Here is a 26,335-nt window from a genome sequence, read left to right on the forward strand (position 1 = left end):
AAAAACAAAGAGAAAATGAATGTATTTTAATACAAAAAAACGAAAGATTTTAATCAACATGTTTTTTTTAGTGTTAATTTTATTGTTGTTGTACGGATTTTATTTATATCTAAAAATCGGTCATTTAATTAATGGAAAAGTATGGAGTTTTCCTACTTCAATATATGGACGTATAATTAACTTAGAACCAGGTAGTTTTTATTCTCAAAAAGAAATTGTAAATATTTTAAAAAATACGATGTATAAAGAAGTCGATAAAGTAATGATTCCTGGAGAATATGTTATAAAAAAAAACACTATAGAATTTATAAGACGCAATTTTGATTTTCCAGATATGAAAGAAAAAGAATTTTATGTGAAACTATTTTTTAATGGAAATATTTTAAAAAAGATTAAGAATATGGAGAGCAATCGAGATTTTAGTTTTTTTCGTTTAGAGCCTAAATTGATCACTATGTTAAAATCACCTGAAAGAAAAAAACGTATTTTTCTTTCTATCAATAAATATCCAGAAATATTGGTTAAAACATTGCTTGCAATTGAAGACAAATCTTTTTATAAACACGAGGGTATTAATCTATTCTCTATAGGACGAGCTCTCTTGGTTAACATAATGGCGGGACATACAATTCAAGGTGGCAGCACACTGACTCAGCAATTAATAAAAAATCTTTTTTTAACTAATACTCGTTCAATTTTAAGAAAAATGAATGAAATGTATATGGCTGTTATTTTAGATTGTTTTTATACTAAAGATCGCATTTTAGAATTATATTTAAATGAAGTGTATTTAGGACAAGATGGTGACGAACAAATTCGAGGATTTCCACTGGCGAGTATTTATTATTTTGGTAGACCAATAAATGAATTAACTTTAGAACAATATGCGTTGTTAGTGGGTATGGTGAAAGGAGCTTCTTTATATAATCCTTGGACTCATCCTATTTTAGCATTAAAGAGAAGAAATCTAGTTCTTTTATCATTATATCATCAAAAACACATCACAAAAAACATATATAAAAAACTATCACAACGTCCTTTACATGTAAAATCAAAGGGTAAAGTAATTTCATATCATCCTTCCTTTATGCAATTTGTGAACATTGAATTAAAAAAAAAAATAGATCATGCTATTAATAAAGTTTCAGGTTTAAGAATTTTTACAACTTTGGATCCCATTACACAAAATGCAGTTGAAAAAACTGTGAAAAGCACTATTCCTATACTCAAAAAACAAAAAAGATTAAAAGATTTAGAAATAGCCATGATAGTTATAGATAAATTTACTGGAGAAATACAAGCACTGGTAGGTGGTACGCAAACAAGGTTTAATGGTTATAATAGAGCTTTAAATGCACGTCGTTCTATTGGTTCATTATCTAAACCAATAACATATTTAACCGCATTGTCAAATCCAAAAAAATATCATTTAAACACCTGGATTGCCGATAATCCTATTTCAATAAAATTAGAAAATGGTCGATTTTGGATGCCAAATAATTACAATTATAACTTTAGTGGTAAAGTCATGTTATTGGATGCGTTAATACATTCAGTAAATATACCAACGGTAAATATAAGTTTAGATATAGGTTTAAAAAACATTATCGATATGTGGTTAAAATTAGGAATCTCAAAAAAACAATTAAATTTTTTTCCATCAATATCTTTAGGGGCAATTAATTTAACACCTATTGAAGTTGGTCAGGTATATCAAATTATTGCAAATGGAGGTTATAAATCTTTGTTATCTTCAGTGCGATCAGTATTATCTGAAGATGGTAAAGTTCTATATTATAGTTTACCTGAATCAAAATATACAGTTTCCTCGGAAGCATCGTATTTGATATTATATGCAATGCAGCAAGTAATAAAAAATGGGACAGCAAAATCGTTAGGAAAAACTTTTAAACAATTTAATTTAGCAGGAAAAACTGGTACTACAAATAATTTAGTAGATAACTGGTTTATCGGTATTGATGGAAAACAAATTGTAATTGTTTGGATGGGTAGAGATAATAATAAGAGTACTAAATTATATAGCACGTCTGGCGCCATGCAAGTTTATCAAAAATATCTTCATTATCATCATCCAATTCCTTTAAATTTAATTCCTCCAAAAAATATTAGTATGTTTTATACTAATCATCAAGGACGTTTATTTTGCGAAAAACAGCATCAGTATGACCAAATTATTCCAATATGGAATTTTAAAAACATCAAAATTTGTCATAATAGTGATTTGTTGGAATATTCTTCAAAACGTAAAAAAAATCTTTGGTTTTGGTTAAAAAATTTATTTTATAATTAATAAATCATTTATTTATCAAGTCACTATAGCACTAAAGAAACAATAAAATATTTTTTTAATATTATTTTTTTGAAGCATTTTTTAAATATGAGAATGATAATATGTTAAATAAAATTTTTGCTAAAATTTTTGGTACTCGTAATGATCGTGTTTTGAATAAGTTTAAAAAAACAGTTTATGCTATCAATCAATTAGAAGAACGTTTTAAACGTTATTCAGATCAAGAACTAAAAGATAATACAAAATTATTTCAGTTACGATTACAGGATGGTGAACATTTAAATAATTTATTGCCAGAAGCTTTTGCTACAGTTAGAGAAGCTAGTCAACGTGTTTTTGGAATGCGTCATTTTGATGTACAAATACTAGGAGGAATAGTATTAAATAATCAATGTATTGCAGAGATGCGTACGGGAGAAGGTAAAACTTTAACTTCAACGCTACCAGCTTATTTGAATGCATTAATAGGTAAAGGCGTTCATATAGTTACTATGAACGATTATTTAGCTCGTAGAGATGCGGAACAAAATACTCCATTATTTGAGTTTCTTAATTTAACAGTTGGATTAAACTTATCTGAAATGCCTTTTACACTCAAAAAACAAGCTTATTTATGTGATATTACATATGGTACTAATAATGAATATGGCTTTGATTACTTACGTGATAATATGGTTTCTTTTCCTGAAGAACGAGTACAAAGAGGTTTACATTATGCATTATTAGATGAAGTAGATTCTATTTTAATAGATGAAGCTAGAACTCCGTTAATTATTTCAGGGCCATCAGAAGATAGTTCTGATTTGTATAAAAAAATTAATGCTATTGTACCGCTTCTAGTGTTGCAAAAACAAGAAGATTCTGATTTTTTTCAAGGCACTGGTCATTTTTTTATTGATGAAAAATCAAAACAAGTTCATCTAACAGAACGAGGTTTGATTGAAGTTGAAAGGATACTGTTGAATAAAAATTTTGTAAATAAACTAGAATCATTGTATTCTTCAAAAAACATTGTGTTAATGCATCATGTTTTGTCTGCTCTGCGTGCTCATAAGTTATTCGTGAAAAACGTTGATTATATTGTACAGAATGATAGCATTTTAATTGTCGACGAGCATACAGGTAGGACGATGCCGGGAAGAAGATGGTCAGATGGATTGCATCAAGCAATAGAAGCCAAAGAGAATGTATCAATAAAAAACGAAAATCAAACTTTAGCATCTATTACATTTCAAAATTATTTTCGTTTGTACGAAAAAATATCCGGTATGACTGGTACTGCGTCTACCGAAGCGTTTGAATTTTATTCAATTTATAATCTTGATACCGTGACCATACCAACAAATAAACCAATGATACGAAAAGATATGTCTGATTTAGTATATATAACTGAAAAAGAAAAGATCAGGGCAATTATTAAAGACATACAAGAATGTGTTCGTATAAAAAAACCAGTATTAGTCGGTACTGTGTCTATAGAAAAATCAGAATTAATTTCTAAAAATTTGGATAAATTAAACATTATACATAATGTTTTAAATGCTAAATTTCATGCCAAAGAAGCTGAAATTATTGGACAAGCAGGTAAATCTAAATCAATTACTATTGCTACAAATATGGCAGGTCGGGGCACAGATATAGTACTTGGTGGAAATTTGAATGTAGAGATTCATCGACACTCCAATCTCAATGGGGATGAAGTAAAAAAAATTCGCGCAAAATGGCAAAAAGAACATGATTTAGTTGTTTCTGCAGGTGGATTACATATAATTGGGACTGAACGGCATGAATCACGTCGTATTGATAATCAATTAATAGGTCGTTCTGGTCGTCAAGGAGATAGCGGTTCTTCTAGATTTTATATTTCCATGGAAGACTCTTTAATGAGAATTTTTGCTTCAGATAAAATAGTCAGCATGATGCGTAAACTAGGGTTATCTGAAAATGAATCAATCGAACATCCTTGGATAAATAAAGCTATAGAAAATGCACAAAAAAAAGTAGAAAGTAGAAATTTTGATATTAGAAAACAACTTTTAGAATATGATGATATTATAAATGAACAGCGCGGTGTCATTTATTCTCAACGTAATGTTTTAATTGATTCCAAAAATATTCAAACAATTATTGAAGACATTTTAAAAGATGTGTTAATTTCTGTTGTTGATTTATCTTTTTTACATAATACTAAAAGAACATATTGGGATATTGTTGCTTTAGAACAACGACTTCAATTGGATTTTGATGTACATATTTCTATATCAAAATGGTTAGATATAGATTCTAATTTAAATAAAGATGATGTGACTAAAAAAATAACTGATATATTAATAGCACATTATCAAAAAAAAGAAAACGTGATCGGTTCAAATAAAATGCGATTAATAGAAAAGCATATTATGTTACGAACATTAGATTCGTTTTGGAAAGATCATTTAGCAGCTATAGATTATTTAAGACAAGGTATTCATTTGAGGGGTTACGCTCAAAAGGATCCAAAACAAGAATATAAACGAGAATCTTTTAATATGTTTTCTAACATGTTAAATTTATTAAAATATGAAGTAGCATCTATACTGTGTAAAATCACTTTATCTTATGCAAATCAGTGTATGACTGCATATCAAAAATTAACACCATTATTTTCTAAGAATATAAAAATTAGTAGAAATGCGTTGTGTGTTTGTGGTTCAGGAAAAAAATATAAACACTGTCATGGTGCGTTATAATATATACATCATCTGAAGAAAGTACTAATCACATATAAAACACCTCGAATATTATAAATAAAAAATTTTTTATAATCAAAAAATTGATAAGAAGTACAATCGTATTCAGATAGATATTTAAAATAGATACAAAATTATAAGATATTTTTCAAAAGAATATAATTTTTTAAGTATTGGAATAAAACAATTTATATAACTAGATTAGATGAAGATTAATAAAGAAAAAATGTATACATTCTTTACATGCAGATATAATTTGAGATTTCTTTACAAAAGAAATGTATATTTTTATTAAAACCCTTAATGAGAGTATTTTTTTGAGAATATTAATATGCATGCAAAAATTTAATATAACTATAAATTTTTAAAAAAATTTTGTTAAATAATTTTTTTTTGTATTAATTATTTGATTATAATTATGTTTTTTTGATAAATATGAATAAAAATGATTTAAGTATTCAACACATTGAGATATTTTTTTTATATTGTTTTTATTAAAAATAATATCATCTGATATTGAAATTCTAGTTTTTCTGCTAGCTTGTATAGAAATCATTCTTCTTGCTTCTTGGATATTGATCTTGTCTCTTTTTATTATTCGTTGGATTTGTCGATTAATTGTTGTATCCACTAATAAAATTCTATCAGGTTTTTTTTCTAATTTTTTTTCTATCAATAAAGGTACTACCCATAAACACCAAGCTGATTTTAAAAGTTTGATTTGATTTTGACTTTCCTGATAAATTTTAGGATGCAAAAGATTTTCCAACCATAATCTATCATTTTTATTTTCAAAAATATGTTTTCTCAATAAGGATCGATTAATAGAATTATTATAATTTAATATTTTTTTTCCAATTTTTTGTGCAATAATCAAAGATATTTTTACATTTTTTTCTATGATATTTTTTGCGATGATGTCGGTATCGATAACATTAACACCTATTTTTTTAAAACAGTCAGAAACTGTTGTTTTTCCACTACCAATACCTCCAGTAAGTGCTACAATATAAGTCATAAGTTTTATTTTTTTGAGGTTTGTAATCTATATATTTTATTTAGGATAACAAATTTATGCGCATTGAAGAAGACATAAAATTAGGATTTAAAGATGTGTTAATTAGACCCAAACGTTCTATATTAAAAAGTCGTTCTGAAGTAGATCTTATGCGTACTTTTTCTTTTAAATATTCTTCTGTTATGTGGTCTGGCATTCCTATTATTGCTGCAAATATGGATACAATAGGAACTTTTGAAATGGTGAGAGCTTTATCTAAATTTCATATACTTACAGCAGTGCATAAATATTATTCATTAGATGAATGGAAGAATTTTATTAATATATCATCTCAACACATATTAAAACATGTCATAGTTTCAATAGGTACATCGCTAGAAGAAATGAAAAAAATTAAAGAAATTTTTTTGTTGTCTGATTCATTAAAATATATTTGTATTGATGTAGCAAATGGTTATTCTGAACATTTTGTTTCGTTTTTAAAAAAAATCAGACATTGTTTTCCTAATAAAATTATTTGTGCAGGAAATGTTGTGACTGGAGAAATGGTTGAAGAACTGATAATTTCGGGTGCCGATATAGTTAAAGTAGGTATTGGTCCAGGTTCAGTATGTACAACGAGACTAAAAACTGGTGTTGGATATCCTCAACTTTCAGCTATTATAGAATGTTCTGATGCAGCACATGGTTTGAATGGTCATATTATTAGTGACGGAGGATGTTCTGTTTCTGGAGATATAGCTAAAGCTTTTGGTGGAGGAGCTGATTTTGTGATGTTAGGAGGAATGCTTTCTGGTCATTCTGAATGTTCAGGAGATATTATTGAAGAAAGATCAAAAAAATATATGTTATTTTATGGTATGAGTTCAAATTCTGCAATGAAACGGTATACAGGGGAAATTCGGAGATATCGTGCTTCAGAAGGAAAAACAGTAAAAATACCCTTTCGAGGATGTGTAGATTCTACTATCAGTGATATTTTAGGGGGTTTACGTTCTACATGTACTTATGTCGGTGCTGAAAAATTAAAACAATTAACAAAAAGAACAACTTTTATAAGAGTAACAGAACAAGAAAATTGTATTTTTGATATTTTTAACAAATAAACATTTTTTTAATAACACTGTCGTGATTTATTTTTAATGAAAGTCAATAAAATTAATTCTATTTTTTTATATATTTAATTTTATTAACTTTTTAGATATTTGTTATTAACAGTTTAATTACCTTATAAAAGGTAAAATGGTGTATTTTATTAAATTCAAAAAATAATGTTTATAATAATGTGTGTTAACGTTGATTTAATTATTAATATATAATGTATAAGGAATTTACCATGTCAGAACGTTTATATGATGACGTGGATCCAATTGAAACTAGCGATTGGGTGCAGGCTATTGAATCCGTTATACGAATAGAAGGTCGTAAACGAGCTTATTTTTTAATTGAACAAATTTTAAAACAATCTAAAATTAACAGATCAGATTTTTTTAAATTATATTTAACGAGTGATTATGTTAATACTATTTCTGTTGAAGACGAATTTGAATATCCTGGAAATCTTGTTTTAGAAAAACAGATTTGTTCTGCAATTCGTTGGAATGCTATAATGATGGTATTGCGTGCATCTAAGAAAAATTTAGAATTAGGCGGACATTTATCATCTTTTCAATCATCAGCAACAATATATGAAGTATGTTTTAATCATTTTTTTAGAGCTAAAAATGATAAAAATGGAGGTGATTTAGTTTATTTTCAAGGTCACATAGCTCCTGGTATTTATTCTCGTGCTTTTTTAGAAGGACGTTTATCAGAAGAACAAATTAATCATTTTAGGCAAGAAGTAGATGGAAAAGGTGTATCTTCTTATCCGCATCCTAAATTAATGCCAAATTTTTGGCAATTTCCTACTGTATCTATGGGTTTAGGAGCGATTTGTGCTATTTATCAAGCAAAATTTTTAAAATATTTAAACAATAGAAAATTAAAAGATACTGCTCAACAAGTGGTTTATGCTTTTTTAGGTGATGGTGAAATGGATGAGCCAGAATCTAAAGGAGCGATTGCTACAGCTGTTCGTGAAGGGTTAGATAATTTAATATTTGTTATTAATTGTAATTTGCAAAGATTAGATGGTCCAGTAGTTGGAAATGGAAAAATTATTAATGAATTAGAAAATTTTTTTTCCGGTGCAGGTTGGAGTGTAATAAAAGTTATATGGGGTCATAGATGGGATAAATTATTAAAAAAAGATAAAACTGGAAGGTTAATTCAACTAATGAATGAAACAATAGATGGTGATTATCAAACTTTTAAATCTAAAGATGGTGCATATGTTAGAAAAAATTTTTTTGGAAAATATAAAGAAACGCTTGACTTAGTTAAAGATATGACTGATGAAGAAATATGGAAATTAAATAGAGGAGGACACGATCCAAAAAAAATGTTTAATGCTTTTAAAAAAGCTAAAGAAACACAAAATAAACCAACAGTAATTTTAGCACATACTATAAAGGGTTATGGTATGGGAAAAATTGCAGAAGGTAAAAACATTGCTCATCAAATTAAACAAATAAACATTGATGAAATCATGCATATTCGTGATCGTTTTCATATTCCAATATCCGATAATAATTTAACTGAGTTACCATATGTTACCTTTGATAAAAATTCTGAAGAATATTCTTATATGCATTCACAAAGAAAAAAATTAGGAGGATACATTCCTATTCGTTTGTCTAAGTTTACTAATCCAATAATACTACCAGATTTACTTGATTTTAATGTTTTATTAAAAGAACAAAATAAAAAAATTTCTACAACTATAGCATTTGTTCGTGTTTTAAATATCATTTTAAAAAATAATTTTGTTAAACATTTAATAGTTCCTATTATTGCCGATGAAGCACGTACTTTTGGTATGGAAGGCCTGTTTCGAACTATTGGTATCTACAGTTCTAATGGTCAAAATTATACCCCTCAAGATAGAGAACAATTAGCTTATTATAAAGAATCTAAAACAGGTCAAATTCTACAAGAAGGTATAAATGAATCAGGTGCTGCAGCATCCTGGCTAGCAGCAGCAACTTCTTATAGCACTAATGATTTTCCTATGATTCCTTTTTATATTTATTATTCAATTTTTGGTTTTCAAAGAATTGGAGATTTATTGTGGGCAGCTGGAGATCAGCAAGCAAGAGGTTTTTTGATTGGAGGCACTTCCGGAAGAACAACTCTTAACGGCGAAGGTCTGCAACATGAAGATGGGCATAGTCATATACAATCTTTAACTATTCCTAATTGTATATCTTATGATCCTGCTTTTGCATATGAAATTGCTGTAATTATTCAAGATGGACTAAGACGTATGTATGGTCCATTACAAGAAAACATATATTATTACATTACTACAATTAATGAAAAATATTATATGCCTGCAATGCCGAAGGGTGTAGAAAAAGGTATTTGTAAAGGTATTTATAAATTAAAAACTTTACATCGTTCAGCATTAAAAGTTCAACTTATGGGTTCGGGAGCGATCTTACGTTCTGTTTGTGATGCTGCTGAAATTTTATCAAAAGATTATCTTATAACAACAGAAATATACAGTGTTACCTCTTTTACAGAATTAGCTAGAAATGGTGAAGATTGTGAGCGATGGAATATGCTACATCCTGATAAAGAAAAAAAATTAGCTTATATTAAAAAAATCATGAATACTAGTCCAGCGGTTGCTGCTACCGATTATATGAAATTATTTGCTGAACAAATTCGAAATTATATTCCTTCGAAAGAATATTATGTGTTAGGAACAGATGGTTTTGGTCTTTCAGATAGCCGTAGTAAATTAAGAAGTCATTTTGAAGTGAACTCACATTATATTGTTATAGCTGCATTACATTTGTTAGCTAAAATAAATAGTATTTCGTTTAAGTTAGTAGAGGATGCGCTTATCAAATTTAATATTGATGTTAACAAAATTAATCCGCGTTTAGCTTAAGAGGTAAAAACAGTGGATATTGAAGTCAAAATGCCTGATATTGGTGTAGATGAAGTAGAAGTTATAGAAATATTAGTCAAAATAAATGACAAAGTAGAATATGAACAAGGACTAATCACTGTAGAAGGCGATAAAGCTTCAATGGACATACCGTCTCCAAAATCGGGTTTTATTAAACATATTTATGTAAAAATTGGTGATAAAGTTAAAACTTCTTCTGTTTTAATGGTTTTAAATATTCTTGAAAAGTTAAACCATAATGATCAAAATGTATTGAAAAAAGATAAAAACAGTTTAGATCAAGAAGTTATTAAAGATTTAAACTATTTAAAAAATAATTTTGTACACGCGACACCTGTCGTAAGACGTTTAGCTAGAGATTTAAAAATTAAATTAGATGATGTGATTCCTACAGGTCGTAAACATCGTATTTTAAGAGAAGACGTCGAAGCATATGCAAAAATACTAAATTGTAACAATAAAGAAAATAATGTAATTCAAGCTAATATTTCTGATATATTAACAATAAAAGAAATTGATTTAACTAATATTCAAAAAAAAACAGGTATTAATTTGCAAAAAAATTGGAAAAATATACCTCATGTGACACAATTTGATGAAGTAGATATTACTATCTTAGAAAAATTTCGAAAAAAATATAATTTTGAGAATAACAATCTTCACCAAAAATCGCATAATGTGACAATATTAATTTTCATTTTAAAAGTTGTTGCTTGTGCATTAAAACGATTTCCTATATTTAATAGTTCTTTTTCCGAAAATAATCATAAAATTATATTAAAAAAATATATTAATATAGGTGTTGCTGTTGATATAAAAGATGGTTTAGTTGTTCCCGTTTTAAAAAATGTTGATCAGAAAAATATTAAACAATTGTCTTTAGAATTGATAGCGCTGTCAGAAAAAGCACGTCAAAAAAAATTAAATAAATCAGATATATCAGAAGGTTCTTTTACAATATCTAACTTAGGTGGTATTGGAGGTGGTTGGTTTTCTCCGATTATTAACGCCCCTGAAGTAGCAATTCTTGGTATATCAAAATCCATAATTAAACCATTATGGAATGGTACAGAATTCATTCCTTCTTTAATGCTGCCTTTATCTTTGTCATATGATCATCGAGTTATTAATGGTGCTGATGCAGCACGTTTTATTACATTTATTGGTAAGTTGCTTTCTGATATGCATTTTTTGATTATGTAATTTATTCTTTAAGAGGTAAAAATGCATCAAGAATTTCATACTCAAGTTGTCGTTATTGGATCAGGTCCATCTGGTTATTCCGCAGCTTTTCGTTGTGCAGATTTAGGTTTAAAAACAATCTTAATAGAACGCTATGATAAATTAGGAGGTGTATGTTTAAATGTAGGTTGCATTCCTTCAAAAGCTTTGCTCCATATATCTAAATTAATTAAAGAGGCTCAAGAATTACATGTGACAGGTGTATCGTTTAGCGACCCATTAATTGATATTGAAAAAATAAGATGTTGGAAAAATAGTATTATTGATAAACTGAGTCATGGTTTATCTGTCATGAGAAAAAAAAGAAACATCAAAATTATTCAAGGATTTGCTATTTTTAATACTGAAAAAAGTATTTTAGTCAACAATGAACAAGAGACAGTGACTGTTTTTTTTGAAAATGCTATCATCGCTACTGGTTCTACTGCAATTCAAATGCCTTCACTGCCTTATGAAAATGACAATGTTTGGAATTCAACTGATGCGTTATTGTTAAAAAAGATACCAGATCGTTTTTTAATTATAGGATCTGGTATTATTGGTTTAGAAATGGCAACAATATATAGCGCATTAGGTTCTAAAGTTGACGTGATCGATCGTTTTACAAGATTTTTACCTGCATTAGATAAAGATATTACGGATCTATATATCAAATCTATAAATAGTAGATTCAATGTCATGTTAAACACTCATGTGAGTAAAGTCAAAATTAGCAAAAATGGATTAATGACAACAATTGTCAAAAATAATGTTGATACAATATCTGAGTTTTACGATGCTATATTAATCGCAATAGGAAGAACACCAAATGTCAAACAAATAGGATTAGAAAAAATAGGATTAAAAATTAATAATTTTGGATTTATCGATGTGGATCAACAGTTAAAAACTAGTATTCCTCATATTTATGCTATTGGCGATGTGACAGGTCCACCAATGTTAGCTCATAAAGGAACTCATGAAGGTCATATTGCAGCCGAAGTTATTTCTGGCAAAAATCATTTTTTTGAACCTACATGTATTCCATCTGTAGCATATACTGATCCAGAAATTGCTTGGGTTGGATTAAATGAAACAGAAGCTAAAGAAAAAAATATAGATTATGAAGTTTCTGTTTTTCCTTGGTCAGCTTCAGGTAGAGCTATAGCCTCAAATTCTTCTATAGGTATGACAAAATTAATATTTGATAGAACAACTCATAGAATTCTTGGTGGATCTATTATCGGTACAAATGCTGGTGAATTAATTGGTGAAGTGACTCTTGCAATTGAAATGGGCTGTGACGCTGAAGATATTGCATTAACTATTCATGCTCATCCGACTTTATATGAATCTATCGGTTTATCTGCAGAAATTTTTCATGGAAGTGTCACAGATCTTTTAAATGTAAAATCTAAATAATTATTTTTAAGTTATCTAATAAAATTTTTTATTAGATAACAATACACATATATTTATAGATAATTATTTCTCATATATAAAAATTCATTTTTTTGTGTTGTACAATTACATTTATGCTGTATTTAGGAATACACCTCTTTGTTTTTTGTCGATAAATTTTTGCCATAATATATTTCTCTCATTTCTTTCCATAATAAATTTATTATATATGATTCTTCTGTTTTTTTTAGATCTTTTAAATCAATGTTAAAAAGATAGTTTTTTAAATTAAATTCTCTTAACAGCATTCTCGTATGAAAAATGTTTTCTTGATATACATTGACATCAACCATATCATACATAGATTTTATGTTGTTCGACATGAAATTTTGAATTGAACTGATTTTATGATCGATAAAATGTTTAATGCCATGAATATCTCGTGTAAATCCTCTAACACGATATTCAATTGTTACGATATCTGATTCTAGTTTTTGTATAAGATAATTTAAAGCGTTAAGAGGGGATATGATTCCGCATGTTGAAACTTCAATGTCTGCTCTAAAAGTACAAATACCACTTTGAGGATGGCTTTCTGGATATGTATGTACACATATATGACTTTTATCTAAATGAGCAAGAACAGAAGACGAAACAATATTGTTATTTAAAATATTAATTTTTTTTATATTTATGGGTTCTTCACACACGAGAATAGTTACACTTGCCCCTTGAGGTTCGTAGTCTTGATGAAAAATATTCAAAACATTTGCACCAATAATAGAACAAGTTTTTTTTAATATTTTAGTTAATCGAATTGCATTATATTGTTCATCGATATAAGAAATATAACTATTACGTGAATCGTCAGTATTCGCATAGCAAATATCATAGATACAAAAACTTAGGCTTTTAGTTAAATTGTTAAAGCCATATAATTTTAGTTTTTGCAATTTAATTACTCTCCTATGAAAGGATTTTCACTATTCTTTAATTCATTCAGAATATATTGAGGTAAATAAAAACTACTTATATGGATTTTAGAGTTATAATAATTAAAAGTTAATTTTGTATGTTTTATGCGCGATTGCAATGTTGTTAAAGATTGTTTTCTTAATTCTATATTATCAGTACCCCACGCAAATATCATGATTCCACCATAATATGTAGGAATAGCTGCTTGATATAATCGTGTATCATAAAAAATTTTATTTAAAATTTTATAAGAGGATATTGTTTCATTTTTTTGAAGAAAAAATACACCATTTTGTGCTACAAAAATACCATTTTTATGAAGACAATTTTTGCAATTATAATAAAATTCTGATAAAAACAAATTTTTTCCATAATTCACTGGGTCTGTTGAATCAGATATAATTAAATCAAATTTTTTTTTTGTTATTTTCGTGAAATTAAAACCATCATCAATAATTAATTTTACACGAGAATCTTCGTAAGCATGATTGCTATGATTAGGGAAAAAAATATTGCATAAATCAATAATTTTTTGATCAATTTCTACCATAGTAATATTTCTGATGTGTTCATGTTTACATACTTCACGAAGTATACCACCATCTCCACCTCCTATTATTAATACACTTTCTATTGAATTATGAGCAAAGATAGGAAGATGAGTTAACATTTCATGATATATAAATTCATCTTTTTCAGTAGTTTGAACAATGTCATCTATGACTAAAATTTTTCCAAAAATAGAATTTTTAAAAATCATCACGTTTTGATAATCAGTTTTACCTTTATATAAAAGCTCATCAACTGTAAAATATTGCCCAAGATGACAATAAAGTTTTTCATGCCATGTGTTTTTTTGATCCATGGTGTTTTTTCTATTACCTTATTAATATAATGTTGTGAAAATTTGATCATTAATCAAAAATCATCAATGTATTGTAACAATTGATTATATTTTTAGATGTTAAAGCAGGAAAGTGATGCTATTAAAAAAGTAATTTTTTAAAAATTATTTTAGAAATATATTTCTAAGAATATTTTTTCATATGTGCAATTTTTTTTAAAAACTACGTTCTTCAAGATTATCAAAAATATCATAAGAATACTATTTTTTATTCACTTAGTTATGTTTCATGTTTTATATTGTAATAATGTTTTCTAAAATTATTTTTACAAAATTTGAAGACTGTAAGGATGCAATATCAATGTTTTTTTTAAAGTTTACAGTTGCACTATTATCAGATGCATCAGAAATAGATTTAATAACAATAAAAGGGATGTTAAATTTATAGCATACTTGACCTATTGCAGCTGACTCCATATCCACAGCGACAGCAGAAGAAAAATGATGTTTTAATTGATTTACATATACTTTTTTTCTGACAAATGAATCTCCGCTAACAATAATACCTGTATAAAATGGTAACTGAAATTGTTTAGATACTTCTTTAAAAAAATTAAATAATACGTTATTTACTCGAAAAAATTTTGGATACGTAGGTATTTGTCCTAAAGAATATCCAAAATTTTTTAGATTGACATCATAATAGCATATTTTTTTAGGAACAATAAGATCTCCAATTGATAATGTTTTAATCAAACCTCCAGCAGATCCACTATTAATAATTAAATCAATTTTACACAATTGAATTAAAGTCATACATGCAATAGCAGCTGAAACTTTTCCTATTCCTGATTGAATTAAAAAAATTTCATGTGTTTTAAACATTCCTATATATATTTTAGAATTGATAAGATTTTTGATGTGGTATGGTTTTATTATGTTTTTGATTATTTGAATTTCTTGATGCATTGCACCGATTATTCCAATTTTCATATTTTTGATGTTGTATTTGTATTATCTTTATAAAAAATACCAATGAATGTGATGTGTTTAAATATTAAATGAGGCACCGCATCCACATGTATTTTTTGCATTAGGATTGGATACTATAAATTTAGAGCCTTCTAAATTTTCTAAATAATCAATTTTTCCTCCATATAAATACTGTAAACTAATTGGATCAATAACTAATGACACATTTGACTGATTAATTACTATATCATTTTTATTGACCCTTTCATCAAAAATAAATTGATATTGAAATCCACTGCATCCACCTCCACTGATATATATTCTTAATTTTAAATTATTATTTTGTTTTTCTTTAATCAGGTTTTTTATTTTTTTCGTTGCGCTATCAGTAAAACTGAGATATTCTTTTTTTGATTTTGTCATTTTTTATTCTCAAAGATGTCGAATATATTATAATTTTTTATTTTATCATAAATAAAAATTTTTTATATTTTGTTTTTAATAAAACATTTAAAAGGGTGTGCCAATAAATTTATTGCGTTATTGGCACAAGGTTTTAAGATAATTACATAATTAATATGTAATTTACTGTATTAAAATATTTTTTAATAATTTAAATTATTTAATCGGATTTTTTTCTTAGAAAAGACGGAATATCTAAATATTCTGATTCTGTATTCAATATATTTTTTGGTTCTTTTATGTCTTTTTTTGCTGTGTTTTTATTAGTTTTGTTCGGAGTAATATTTAAATATTGATAACGATAATCCATTAATACTTCTCTAGAAGACCGTTTTTTTATTTGATTGGTATCTGAATTTTTTTCCATACCAATTCCTGTAGCAACAACTGTTACTCGAAGAGTGTCATTCATATCTGGATCTAAAGAAGTTCCTATAACAACTGTTGCGTTATCAGAAGAAAAAGATCTGATGGTATTTCCTACCGTTTCAAATTCATCTAATTTTAAATCAAAACCGGCAGTAATATTTACTAGAACTCCACGTGCTCCAGATAAATCTATATCTTCTAACAAAGGACTTGATATAGCAATTTCAGCTGCTTCTTCTGCACGGTTTTCTCCAGAAGATATACCTGTTCCCATCATAGCATATCCCATTTCTAACATTACAGTGCGTACATCAGCAAAGTCGACATTCATCAATCCTGGTCTTGTAATTAATTCAGCAATGCCTTGTACTGCTCCTTTTAAAACATTATTTGCCGCACTAAATGCATCTAATAAAGAAATGCCTCGGTTAAGAACTTTTAATAATTTGTCATTTGGAATAATAATTAAAGAATCAACGTATTTTGAAAGTTCAACAATTCCTTGTTCTGCTACAATCATTCTTTTTTTGCCTTCAAAATTAAATGGTTTCGTAACTACAGCAACAGTTAAAATGCCTAAATCTTTTGCGATTTCTGCTACTACGGGTGCAGCTCCAGTTCCAGTGCCTCCACCCATTCCTGCTGCAATAAAAATCATATCAGATTCATTCAATGCAGATTTTAATAATTCTTTATCTTCTTCTGCAGAGGTACGACCTACTTCTGGATTAGCTCCGGCACCTAATCCTTTAGTGATGCTGTTTCCTATTTGTATAGTTTGTTCTACTTCTATTTTTCTTAAGGCTTGTGCATCAGTGTTAATTGCAAAAAATTCAACACCTTCAATACGCTCTCTGACCATATGTTCCACTGCATTGCCACCACCACCTCCAACTCCAATTACTTTAATTATCGCATTGTTACTTAATTCTGAAGAATCCAACATAATTTGTTTCCATTATCTATTTTTATTTTATAAACTTTTAAGTATAGTGCATTTGTTTAAAATTCTTTTTTAAACCAATTATTAATTTGGTTAAACCATTTTGTAAAATAAGAATATTTTTTTTCTATCTTTTCAGTGTTCATATAGAGTTCTTTTCCACAATGCAATAAACCGATAACTGTTGTATAATTTGGTTCATTGATATCATCTTGTAAATCAAACATGTTTAAAGAATTACCGATCCTTACTTTTTTGTGAAATACTTTTTCTGCACAATGAGTTAAAAATGGAATTTTTGATCCACCTCCAGTAAGCACTATACCACTTGATAAATCATATTTTTCGCCTTGTTTTTGTAATTTTTTTTGTATCTTTGATATTTGGTTTTCTACTAATTTTAATAATTCAATGTATCTTGATTCAATTACTTCTATTAATGCGTCTTGTTGTAATATAGCTTGTAAATTGCTATTAATATTAGAACAATCAATATTTTTTGAAGAACCTAAAGGAGGTTTTATAGCAGATCCGTGTTGAATCTTCATATTTTCTGCATCATCATGAGACACACAAAAAGCATATGAAATATCACTGGTAACAATGTTGCCTGCATATGGAATAACTTGGCTATGTTTTATACTACCATTTATATAAATAGCAAAATCTATTGTTCCACCACCTATATCAATTATACATACACCAAGTTTGCGTTCATCTTCAGTTAATATAGCATTGCTTGAAGCTAGACCTGAAAAAATAAGTTGATCAACTTTTACACCGCATTTTTCTACAGCTCTAATTAAATTTTTAGACATGTTTTGATCACAAGTAATCAAATGTACTTTAACTTGCATACGTATTCCAGATAAACCTATCGGGTTTTTTATTCCAGATTGTTGATCAATTGAATATTCTTGAGGAATGACATGTAATATATAATGTTCATTAGGAATTTGAACAGATTTTGCAGTGTATATTACATTATCTAAATCTTCTTTTGTTACCTCTTCTTCAGAAATTGGCACAATACCTATTTCATTTTGACAATGAATATATTGATTCGATAAAGCAAGATATACTGAAGTTATATGACAATCAGCCATTTGTTCAGCTTTTTTAATAGATTCTTGTATACAATTTACAATTGCATTTAAATTGTTAATTCTCCCTTTATCTATTCCCTTAGAAAAAGATACGCCATATCCAATGACTTTAATTCTGTTATCCAATAACATTTCTCCCACCAAAGTAACAACTTTAGTAGTACCAATTTCCAATCCGACTACTAATTTTCTGTCTTTTGATATAATCATTATTCTTTGGCCTGTACCATATTACTTTAGTTATTACCTTGCGAATGAGATTTAATTTTTTTGTATTTGTGTCATCATTGCTTAAGATCATTAAAAAATTAGTATCTTGATATCCAATTTTTTGATATTTTTTAATATACATTGCTGTCATTGATCATGCAAAAGTGGTTTTTTTATATTTAAAATTAATAAAATTAATTCATCAAAAGATATACCATCTGCTTTTGCTGCCATGGGAAATAAACTGCGTTCTGTCATTCCAGGTATCGTGTTGACTTCTAATAACCAAAATTGATTTTTTACATCTAAAATAACATCTATTCTTCCATGTCCTTCACAGTTTAATGCATTCCATGCTTTCATGGCTATTTTTCTTAAATTTTTTTCCTGTATATCATTTAATCCACTGGGACAACAGTATTTAGTAGAACTAGATTCATATTTAGCATGATAATCATACAAACTATATTTTTTAGAAATATGAATAGTAGGTAGTATTTGTTTTCCAAGAATAGATACTGTATATTCTTGTCCTTGTATAAATTTTTCTATTAAAATGTTGTTGTCATAATTAAAAGCAATATCAACGGCTGAATTTAGTTCCGATAATGAGTGTACTAATTGAATTCCTATACTAGATCCTTGATTATTGGGTTTAATTAAAATAGGAAATTGTAAATGTAATATTCTATTTATTGTATGTTCATTGAATAAATTATTGTTTTTTTTTGAAACAAAAATATCAGGTAATATTGGAAGATTACAAGCTTTCCAAATCAATTTACTTCTAAATTTATCAATAGCAATTGCAGAAGCCATAATTCCACTTCCTGTATAAGGAATGTTTAAGTATTCAAGAACACCTTGAATACTACCATCTTCACCTCCTCGTCCATGTAATGCAATGTATGCTTGGTTAAAATTATAATTTTTTAATTTCGTTATGAAATCATCACGTGTATCGATTAAATGTGCATTGATACCAGATTTTAATAAACTATTTCTTACAGCATTGCCTGATTTTATAGAAATGCTTCTTTCAGAAGATGTTCCACCGAATAAAACGGCTATTTTTTTGTTCATTATGTTATTATCTGTTGATTGTTTTGAAATAAGATTTTTTTAACTATTCTATTTATATTTCCAGCTCCTTGTATTATTAGGATATCATTATCATGTAATTTAGAAATAAGAATGTCCAATAAAACATTATGATGAACAATTAATGTTGCGTCGACTGTACTTCTTTTGTTTAAATCTTTACACAATGAAAAACTATCTGCTCCAGTAATATATTTTTCTTTTGCAGAATATACATTAAGCAATAATAAAACATCTACTGTAGATAAAATTTTGATAAATTCATTATATAAATGATGTGTTCTTGTGTATCTATGAGGTTGAAATATCATTATAAGATTTTTTTTTGGCCAACTGGTTTTTATAGTTTTAATTGTTTCAGATATTTCTGTGGGATGATGTCCGTAATCATCTATACACATAATATTCTTATATTGTATATTTTTTTGTTTTATTGAAATATATCCAAGACATTCTAATCTTCTACACGTACCTTGAAAATATTTTAATGAAAAAATTATGTCGTGGTTTTGTATGTTTTGTTTTATAGCGAATGCAACTGCAGCAGCTGCATTTAATGCGTTATGTTTTCCAGGTATGTTTAACGTGATGTTTAATGTTTTTCTTTTTTTCGTCACTAATTTAAAATATCCAATAAAATCACTTTGTTTATAATCGCACACGCGAACATCGGCATTGTGATGAAATCCATATGTAATAATTTCGCATTTGATTTTCGATAAAATATTATGAATATTAATGTTATCTATACATATTATAGCTGTTCCATGTATTGGAATTTTTTGTAAGAATTGTAAAAATGTATTTATTAAATTTTTAATATTAGAATAATATTCTATATGTTCTAATTCAATATTTGTTACTATAGCAATAGTTGGATTTAAATATAAAAAAGATGCATCACTTTCATCAGCTTCGACAATAAAATAATTAGATGAACCTAAAATAGCATAATTATTAATAGATTTTATTAAACCGCCATTGATACAAGTTGGACTAAGTCCGCCTTGTATACATATGTCTGTAATCATAGAAGTAGTAGTAGTTTTACCATGTGTTCCAGAAATAGCTATTCCTATTTTATATTGCATCAATATTTGAAGCATTTCTGCTCTTAATAAAACAGGGATGTTGAATTTTTTAGCAGCTATAATTTCTTCATTCTTGTCTTTAATAGCACTAGATTTAATTACAACATCAATGTTTTTGACATGTTCTTTAGAATGTTGAAAATATATTTTTACTCCTAACTTAATTAATGTTTTAGTAATTGAATTGTTTGATAAATCAGATCCACTGATTTGGTACCCTAATTTTAATAAAATCAAGGCGATTCCCACCATTCCTACACCACCGATACCAACAAAATGAATCGTTTTCACCCTTCTTTTTTTTGTAATAAAAAAATTAATTTTTTTTATATCGTTTATATTCATACTTTTTATATGTTTTTGTAGATTAATAATATTTATTTTAGATTTACAATATCATTAATAATTTTAAAAACGTTTAATGTAGCATTGCGTACGCCTATTGAATAAGCTTTTTTTGCCATAATTAAAAGATCTTCTCGATTAACTTTATTCAATATATTAACCAATAACTGTGTATTTAAAAATGATTGATTTATTATTTTCGCAGCTCCAATATTTTTTAATGTTTCCGCATTTTTATATTGTTGTTGATCTTGATGTGGATAAGGAATAAAAATTGCTGCTAGCCCTACGACAGATATTTCACTTACGGTTAATGCTCCTGAACGACAAACAATAATATCCGCCCATGCATATGCATCAGCAATATTTGTTATAAAATGAGTAATAATATTTGATGTTAATCCAGTTTTTTGATATTTTTTTTTGGTTTTTTCAAATTCTTGATAACCTGATTGGTGCCAAATAATAATCTTGTTTTTTAAAATCACTGATACATCAGGAAAAATATGGTTAAGTATGGAAGCTCCTTGACTTCCACCTATCACTAGGACACGCAAAGGACCTGTTCTATTTTTAAAACGATCTGCAGGTTTTGGAATGTTTATAATATCTTCACAGATTGGATTACCGACTGTTGCAGCGTTGATTAATACACCAGGAAATGCCTGCATATTTTTTGTAGAGATTTTAGAAAGCCATTTATTAGTCATTCCTGCGATTTGATTCTGTTCATGTAAAATAAATGGTATTTTAGAATACCACGCTGCTATACATCCTGGACCCGATACATACCCCCCCATACCTAATATGATGTCTGGAGACCAATGTTTGATTATTTTTCTTATTTTATAACAAGCTTTCAATATGTATATTGGCGACAATAACAAATTTTTCAAACTAGCATTGCGTAAACCTTTAATTTTTATAAAATGTATTTTTATACCCTGTTGTGGTACCAATTTAGATTCAATATGGTTTTTCGTACCAATCCAATTAATCTTCCATCCTTTTTTGATCAAGAAATTTGCTATAGTTAGTCCTGGAAACACATGACCACCACTACCACCACCCATGATTATTATTTTTTTGGTAATCATTTTTTTGCCTTAGGAAACGCTTGTATTGTTCTCAATCTATTTTCAAAATCTATTCTTAATAGAAAAAAAATTGCAATAGAATTAACTATTAAGCTTGAACCGCCATAACTGATAAAGGGTAAAGTTAATCCTTTTGTAGGCAAAATTCCAGTGACTGCGCCGACATTAATTAAAGTTTGAAAACTAAACCAAATACCAATAGAACATGCTAAAAAACCTGAAAATATTTTTTGTTGTTCTAAAGATTGTTTTCCAATGTACATAGCTCTCAAAGAAATAGTAAAAATTGCTAATAATATGCAAGATGCACCAATATAACCGAGTTCCTCTCCTATAATAGAAAATATAAAATCACTGTGTGCATCAGGTAAATAGTATAATTTTTGTATTGAATTTCCTAAACCTTGACCAAAATAGTTACCTTGTCCTAAGGCTATTAAAGACTGTGTTAACTGATAACCATTACCAAATGGATCCTGCCAAGGATTCCAAAAAGATAATATTCTTTTAACACGATAAGGTTCCAATAAAATCAATAAAACAATCATCAAAATACTGATTAATACAATCATTAAAAATTGTTTTATTTTAACACCAGAAAGAAACAAAACTGACAAACTAGTAAAAAAAATAACTATTGCACTGCCTAAATCAGGTTCAGCTAGTAATAAAACGACTTGTATTACGATAATACTTATAGGTTTTAAAAATCCCCAAAAGTTATTGCGTGCCTCCTGATATTTTCTTGATAAATAATCAGATATATAACAGAAAGAAGAAATCTTACATATTTCTGAAGGTTGTATATGTAACAATCCTATATTTATCCATCTAGAAGATCCATGTATTGAATGCCCGATAAATAATACCGATCCAAGTAATAAAATTGAAATTATTAAGATAATTTTGCTATTTCTTTTCCAAAAAATCATGGGTATTTGTAATATAATACAAGACAAAACAAATATTAAAAAAAAATAAAATATTTCTCTTTTTACAAAAAAAAATGGATCATGATATAAGTTTTCACCTATCGGAATGGATGTAGACACGACCATAATCAATCCACATGCAAATAAAATTAAACTTAACCAAAACACTAAACGATCGTACAAAATAATATCAACATCATGTGATTTATATGTTCTTTTGTTTTTTTTTATATTGTTTTCTTTTTTTTTAAGTTTATCTTTAAGTACATCGATGGATTTCCTTAGTAATTTTAATAAACATCTCACCTCGCTCTTTAAAATTAGAAAATTGATCTAAACTGCTGCAAGCAGGAGACAAGAGTACTGTATCACCTGAAACAACTTGCTTTTGAATTAACATCATTGCTTGTTGTAAGGTATTGACATGAACAGATTCAGTTTGAAGTGTTTCTGCAATATGTTTTCCATCTTTTCCAAAGCAATAAATTTTTATTTTTAATTTCTGCAGATATTTATTTAATTTTTTAAAATTCGCAGATTTACTATCGCCTCCTAATAGCAATCTTATTGTGCCTGTGTTTTTTACAGAATGTAACGCAGCTTGTGTGCTGTTAACATTAGTAGACTTAGAGTCATTAATCCAATCTATTCCATTTTGTGTATGTATTATCTGGAATCTATGTGGTAAATTAGAAAATGTTGTAAGAGTTTGTATTGTTTTTTTTCTCGGTAATTTCATAACGTCTGCAATAGATAATGCAACCAATGCGTTATTATAATTATGATCACCAGTTAATAATGTTTTGCTCACGTTGCATATAATTTTATTAAGATGACATAAAAATATTTTTTTTTTAGCATAACATACTTGATAATCACTTTTTTTTGTTCCAAAAGTAATCCATTTTTTAGATTTATTTGTTTTAATTATTTCTTTTGATTGTTCTTGTAAATTTACTATGCAAATTTCTGAATTATTATAAATAGACAACTTAGTTTTTTTATATTGTTCAAAGCCCTGTGGATATCTATTAGTGTGATCTTCACTAATGTTTAAAATAACAGATACTTTAGATTTTAAGCTAAATGTGTTTTCTAATTGAAAACTAGATATTTCTAATATATATAAATTAGTGATTTGATTTAATGTATCAAGTACAGGAACACCAATATTTCCAGCTAATATCACATGATAGCCTGCATTTTTTGCTATTTTTTGTATCATAGTTGCTACAGTACTTTTTCCGTTTGTACCTGTAATTGATATAATAGGCGATCTCGCTTCTCTAGAAAACAATTCTATATCACTAACAATTTCAATACCTAAAAGACGAGCACGTATTAAAATAGTTCTAAAAGAAGAAATTCCAGGACTAATCACAATCAAATCTGATTCTAAAATCCATGGATGTTCTAAATTTCCTAAATAATATTGAACATTTTTAGGAATTTTATTTAAATTTATAGGATTTTTAGATTCTTCGATCATTTTTGGTTCAATGCCTTTTTTTAAAAAAAAGTTCATGCATGATATTCCTGTTAATCCCATTCCTAAAATTAGTATTTTTTTTTGAAAATAATTATATTTCATTAACATACCCTTAAAGAAATAATACCAATTAACAGCAACATTAATGAAATAATCCAAAATCTTACAATAATAATTGGTTCTAATATTCCTTGTATTTCATAATGATGATGGATAGGTGCCATTTTAAAAACTCTTTTTTTTCTGATTTTAAATGAGATTACTTGTAAAATCACAGATATAGTTTCAAATACAAATACGCCACCTATAACAATTAATAATATTTCTTGATGTAATAAAATTGCAATAGTTCCTAATGCTCCTCCTAATGAGAGAGATCCAACATCTCCCATAAATATTTTTGCCGGATAACTGTTGAACCATAAAAAGCCCAATCCCGATCCAATGATGGCTGTACATAATACAACTAACTCACCTGAATTTTTTATATAATAAACATTTAAGAAATCAGTACAATTAATATTGTTGCTAAAAAAAGATATTAATGTAAAACCACATGTTACAAAAATAATAGGCATGATGGCCAATCCATCTAATCCATCAGTCAGATTGACTGCATTACTGGTACCAACTATGACAAAATATGATAAAAATAAATATAAGTAATCGAATTTATAGTTTATTTTATAAAAAGGAATAGTAAATTGAGCAAAAAAAATATGATTTGAATCTATAAATATTATGATAATTAATATTGCAGCAAATAAAGATAATAAAAAATATTTCCATTTTAAAGTTAGACCGATTGTATTTGCGTATTTTAGTTTCTTATAGTCGTCTAAAAAACCAATCAAACCGTATCCTATTAAAATACTAAGAACATACCAAATGTAATTATTAGAAAGATCTGAATATAATATTGTAGAAAATGTTATAGAAAAAACAATCAAAACACCTCCCATAGTTGGAGTAGTACTTTTTAAATGATGTTTTTTTGGTCCTTCTTGTCGTATTATTTGATATTTTTGTCGATTTTTAAAAAAATTTATAAAATACGGTGCAATATATAAATTAGTGAAAAATGCCGTTAATAAACTTAATATTGCACGATATGGAATATAAGAAATATTGTTTAAATAACAATCGAAATATTCATGCAACCAAATTAACATTTTTTTTGCTCTCTTTTATAATATATTGTACTGTTTTTTCCATATTTGCATTACGAGAACCCTTTACTAATATTGTAATATTTGTTTTTTTTAAAAGAACATTTTTTATGTATTTATTTAATGTTGCTTTGTTAGAGAAATGTTGACCATTATTGCAAATTTGACTAATTTCATGACTAATATCACCTATGCTAAGTACTTCGTCGATTTTAGAAAAGTTAGCAGTATTGCCTATCATTTTGTGATATAAAACAGTATTTTCTCCTAGTTCCGACATATCTCCTACTACTAACATTTTGTATCCTGGCATTGTTTCTAACACTTTTATTGCTGTAATCATAGATGAAACATTAGCATTATACGTATCATTAATTAAAATTTTGTTATCATTTAATTGAATAGTTTCTAATCTTCCTGATAAAATAGGAGTGCTTGACAATCCAATTTTAATTTTTTTTAAGGGTATTTGAAAAGGAAAAGCAAGCGCAGTAGCAGCTAATGCATTAGAGATGTTCTGATATCCCAA

20 protein-coding genes are annotated in these 26,335 nt (G+C 27.4%); 6 read left to right on the forward strand and 14 right to left on the reverse strand.

All coding sequences use genetic code 11. From position 1 onward, the window contains the following. The first annotated feature begins 58 nt into the window (after positions 1-58). Both mrcB and secA read left to right on the forward strand, forming a co-directional pair. Entirely contained in the window at positions 59-2,311 is a 2,253-nt protein-coding gene (mrcB, locus tag D9V69_RS00995) for a penicillin-binding protein 1B (RefSeq protein ID WP_261979639.1), read from the forward strand. A 101-nt stretch (positions 2,312-2,412) separates the two neighbouring features. Next, on the forward strand, positions 2,413-5,040 hold the full coding sequence (gene secA / locus D9V69_RS01000; RefSeq protein ID WP_158356484.1) for a preprotein translocase subunit SecA: 2,628 nt from the start codon (positions 2,413-2,415) through the stop codon (positions 5,038-5,040). 364 nt (positions 5,041-5,404) lie between these two features. Here secA and coaE read toward each other — a convergent pair whose 3' ends face one another. Further along, entirely contained in the window at positions 5,405-6,058 is a 654-nt protein-coding gene (gene coaE, locus D9V69_RS01005; protein WP_158356485.1) for a dephospho-CoA kinase, read from the reverse strand. A gap of 56 nt (positions 6,059-6,114) precedes the next feature. Here coaE and D9V69_RS01010 point away from each other — a divergent pair, with 56 nt between their 5' ends. The 4 genes from D9V69_RS01010 (at position 6,115) to lpdA (ending at position 12,722) form a co-directional block, all read left to right on the forward strand. After that, entirely contained in the window at positions 6,115-7,164 is a 1,050-nt protein-coding gene (locus tag D9V69_RS01010) for a GMP reductase (RefSeq protein ID WP_158356486.1), read from the forward strand. A 230-nt stretch (positions 7,165-7,394) separates the two neighbouring features. Further along, positions 7,395-10,058: a pyruvate dehydrogenase (acetyl-transferring), homodimeric type gene (gene aceE, locus D9V69_RS01015; RefSeq protein WP_158356487.1), complete on the forward strand. Its 2,664-nt coding sequence runs from the start codon at positions 7,395-7,397 to the stop codon at positions 10,056-10,058. A gap of 12 nt (positions 10,059-10,070) precedes the next feature. Next, the gene (locus tag D9V69_RS01020; RefSeq protein WP_187308318.1) at positions 10,071-11,282 is read left to right on the forward strand and encodes a 2-oxo acid dehydrogenase subunit E2; all 1,212 of its coding nucleotides are present in this window, start codon (positions 10,071-10,073) and stop codon (positions 11,280-11,282) included. A 21-nt stretch (positions 11,283-11,303) separates the two neighbouring features. Further along, a complete protein-coding gene (gene lpdA / locus D9V69_RS01025; RefSeq protein WP_158356488.1) occupies positions 11,304-12,722 on the forward strand; it encodes a dihydrolipoyl dehydrogenase in 1,419 nt (472 codons plus the stop codon). Between the two features lie 122 nt (positions 12,723-12,844). Here the strand turns inward: lpdA and speD are convergent, their stop codons facing one another. The 13 genes from speD to D9V69_RS03110 form a co-directional block, all read right to left on the reverse strand. Further along, the gene (speD, locus tag D9V69_RS01030) at positions 12,845-13,654 is read right to left on the reverse strand and encodes an adenosylmethionine decarboxylase (protein WP_158356489.1); all 810 of its coding nucleotides are present in this window, start codon (positions 13,652-13,654) and stop codon (positions 12,845-12,847) included. Positions 13,655-13,659: 5 nt separating this feature from the next. Then, a complete protein-coding gene (gene speE / locus D9V69_RS01035) occupies positions 13,660-14,541 on the reverse strand; it encodes a polyamine aminopropyltransferase (protein WP_158356490.1) in 882 nt (293 codons plus the stop codon). A gap of 273 nt (positions 14,542-14,814) precedes the next feature. Further along, a complete protein-coding gene (locus D9V69_RS01040; protein ID WP_158356491.1) occupies positions 14,815-15,513 on the reverse strand; it encodes a 5'-methylthioadenosine/adenosylhomocysteine nucleosidase in 699 nt (232 codons plus the stop codon). A 57-nt stretch (positions 15,514-15,570) separates the two neighbouring features. Further along, a complete protein-coding gene (erpA, locus tag D9V69_RS01045; protein ID WP_158356492.1) occupies positions 15,571-15,915 on the reverse strand; it encodes an iron-sulfur cluster insertion protein ErpA in 345 nt (114 codons plus the stop codon). Between the two features lie 199 nt (positions 15,916-16,114). Beyond that, a complete protein-coding gene (gene ftsZ / locus D9V69_RS01050) occupies positions 16,115-17,269 on the reverse strand; it encodes a cell division protein FtsZ (protein WP_158356493.1) in 1,155 nt (384 codons plus the stop codon). A 56-nt stretch (positions 17,270-17,325) separates the two neighbouring features. Then, on the reverse strand, positions 17,326-18,582 hold the full coding sequence (gene ftsA, locus D9V69_RS01055; RefSeq protein ID WP_158356494.1) for a cell division protein FtsA: 1,257 nt from the start codon (positions 18,580-18,582) through the stop codon (positions 17,326-17,328). Between the two features lie 147 nt (positions 18,583-18,729). Beyond that, positions 18,730-19,665 carry a D-alanine--D-alanine ligase gene (locus tag D9V69_RS01060; RefSeq protein WP_158356495.1) on the reverse strand — a complete coding sequence of 312 codons (936 nt, stop codon included), beginning with the start codon at positions 19,663-19,665 and terminating at the stop codon, positions 18,730-18,732. Beyond that, positions 19,665-21,119 (reverse strand): UDP-N-acetylmuramate--L-alanine ligase, encoded by a 1,455-nt coding sequence (gene murC / locus D9V69_RS01065; protein ID WP_158356496.1) that lies wholly within the window; start codon positions 21,117-21,119, stop codon positions 19,665-19,667. The genes D9V69_RS01060 and murC overlap by 1 nt, the downstream gene beginning before the upstream one ends. A gap of 32 nt (positions 21,120-21,151) precedes the next feature. Next, positions 21,152-22,216, reverse strand: coding sequence for an undecaprenyldiphospho-muramoylpentapeptide beta-N-acetylglucosaminyltransferase (gene murG / locus D9V69_RS01070; protein ID WP_158356497.1), 1,065 nt, complete (start codon positions 22,214-22,216; stop codon positions 21,152-21,154). Next, the gene (gene ftsW, locus D9V69_RS01075) at positions 22,213-23,454 is read right to left on the reverse strand and encodes a cell division protein FtsW (RefSeq protein ID WP_261979641.1); all 1,242 of its coding nucleotides are present in this window, start codon (positions 23,452-23,454) and stop codon (positions 22,213-22,215) included. Before ftsW ends, murG begins: the two co-directional genes overlap by 4 nt. Further along, positions 23,408-24,739: a UDP-N-acetylmuramoyl-L-alanine--D-glutamate ligase gene (gene murD / locus D9V69_RS01080; protein WP_158356498.1), complete on the reverse strand. Its 1,332-nt coding sequence runs from the start codon at positions 24,737-24,739 to the stop codon at positions 23,408-23,410. Before murD ends, ftsW begins: the two co-directional genes overlap by 47 nt. Then, positions 24,739-25,809: a phospho-N-acetylmuramoyl-pentapeptide-transferase gene (gene mraY, locus D9V69_RS01085; RefSeq protein WP_158356499.1), complete on the reverse strand. Its 1,071-nt coding sequence runs from the start codon at positions 25,807-25,809 to the stop codon at positions 24,739-24,741. Before mraY ends, murD begins: the two co-directional genes overlap by 1 nt. Beyond that, on the reverse strand, positions 25,790-26,335 hold the full coding sequence (locus tag D9V69_RS03110) for a glutamate ligase domain-containing protein (RefSeq protein ID WP_261979642.1): 546 nt from the start codon (positions 26,333-26,335) through the stop codon (positions 25,790-25,792). Before D9V69_RS03110 ends, mraY begins: the two co-directional genes overlap by 20 nt.

Source organism: Buchnera aphidicola (Hyadaphis tataricae) (assembly GCF_005081445.1).
Lineage (GTDB): Bacteria > Pseudomonadota > Gammaproteobacteria > Enterobacterales > Enterobacteriaceae > Buchnera > Buchnera aphidicola_AE.